Annotated in this window: 1 protein-coding gene and 1 pseudogene; both read right to left on the bottom strand. The window is 69.3% G+C overall.

All coding sequences use genetic code 11. The features are described 5' to 3' along the window. A pseudogene (locus tag AC1D01_RS33685) lies at positions 1 to 734 on the bottom strand (RNB domain-containing ribonuclease); the annotation flags it as partial. Between the two features lie 37 nt (positions 735 to 771). Next, a complete protein-coding gene (locus AC1D01_RS33680) occupies positions 772 to 1,359 on the bottom strand; it encodes a YqiA/YcfP family alpha/beta fold hydrolase (protein WP_477873814.1) in 588 nt (195 codons plus the stop codon). Between the last annotated feature and the right edge of the window lie 306 nt (positions 1,360 to 1,665).

The raw sequence follows: 1,665 nt of genomic DNA, 5'->3' as shown, positions 1-1,665 counted from the left end.
GAGAACGCCTGCACGGCCGCGACCGGCAGGTCGTCCTTGATGGCCGGGGCCGACAGCGGCGGGAAGGCCGTGCCCTTCGGGAAGTTCTCGAACAGGAAGCGCCGCCAGTGGAACTGGTACGGCGAATCGATCGCGCCGGCGGCGGTCAGCAGGTCGAGCGGCGCCTTCTGCGCGCGGCGCGAGGCCTCGACGACGGCCTTGTACTCGGCGGCGTTCTTGTCGGGGCGGAACAGGATCTTGTAGAGCTGCTCGCGCACCGGCGCCGGGCACTGGCCGGCCGCCAGCTCGGCGGCCCAGGCCTCGATCTGCGCGGCCAGCAGCTTCTTGCGCTCGATGCCGAGCAGCGCGGCCTTCACGATCTCTTCCGGCGCTTTCTTGAACTGGCCCTTGCCGAGGCGGCGGAAGTAGTGCGGCGCCTCGAACAGCCGGAACAGCGCGGCGGCCTGCTTCTCGACGCCGGCCTTGCTGTCGAAGTAGTCGCGCGCCAGGTCGGCGAAGCCGAACTCGGCATCGGGCGCGAATTCCCAGGCCAGGTCGAGGTCGATCTCGCGGGCGAGCCGCTGGCCCTCGGCGATCAGCTCGGCCGGCAGCGGTTTCTCGAACTTCAGCAGCACGTTGGCTGCCTTCACCTTCACGCGCTTGCCCGAATCGAGCTCGATCTGCATCGAGCTGTCGGCTTCGGTCATCACGCGGCCGGCGAGGAACTTGCCGGCGTCATCGAACAGTGCATACATGGGGTGGGATTGTCGCGGAAAGCTCGGCCGATCCCGGTCAGGGCGAGGCGCCAAGCTGCAGGAAATGCATCAGGTGGGGCAGGTGTTCGTCGAACCCGCTCAGCGCATGGTCGCTGCCCTCGACGATGCGCAGGTGGGCGCCGCGGTAGCGCTCGCTCATCTCGCGCCAGTCGAGCACCTCGTCGCCGGTGGCGATCACCGCGAAGTAGCGCGACGGTTTGGCGAGCGTGCCCGRCGTCATCGTGCGCAGCTGCTCGACGTAGGCCGGCACGAAGAAGAAGCGCTCCTCGCTGTGCCAGGCCTTCGTCTCGCCGATGTGGCCGGCCAGGTCGCGGGCCGGGTCGACGGCCGGGTTCAGCAGCACCGCCGGGCAGCCGAGCTGCTCGGCCAGCACCGTGGCATAGAAGCCGCCGAGCGAGCTGCCGATGATCGCCAGGCGGTCGTGCGGCCAGCCCGCCAGCTCGGCCTGCAGGCCCTCGATCGCCTCCTGCGGCGACGGCGGCAGCTGCGGGCACCACCAGCGCACGCGCGGTGCATGGCGCTTCACCCAGGCCTCGACCTGGCGCGCCTTGGTGGACTGCGGTGACGAACGGAATCCGTGCAGGTAGAGGAGGTGGGTGGTCATGAAGCGTGAGGAATGCACATCCGGCGCGCATGGCTCGCCGGCCTGCGGGTTTCCGATCGGCTGGGGCACGGAACCTGCAAAGCGCGACGGAGTCTAGCTCGGCGTTCCACGGGGTGGACGCCCGGCGCAACGCTCTACACTTTGTTTCCACGCGGCCTCCATCCGACGACCGCCCCCGGCCCCTCCAGTCGCTTCCCACAAGGACACCGTTGACGTGAAAGATGACTCCCTGATCCTGTCGAGATCCGGCGCGCCTGCGGGCCTGTCGCTGGTGCTGTCCGGCCTGCTGCTGCAAGGCTGCGTCAC

Source organism: Rhizobacter sp. P3_B12 (assembly GCF_056402895.1).
The sequence above is the reverse complement of the archived record's forward strand: the minus strand, read 5'-3'. Positions and strand labels throughout refer to the sequence as shown.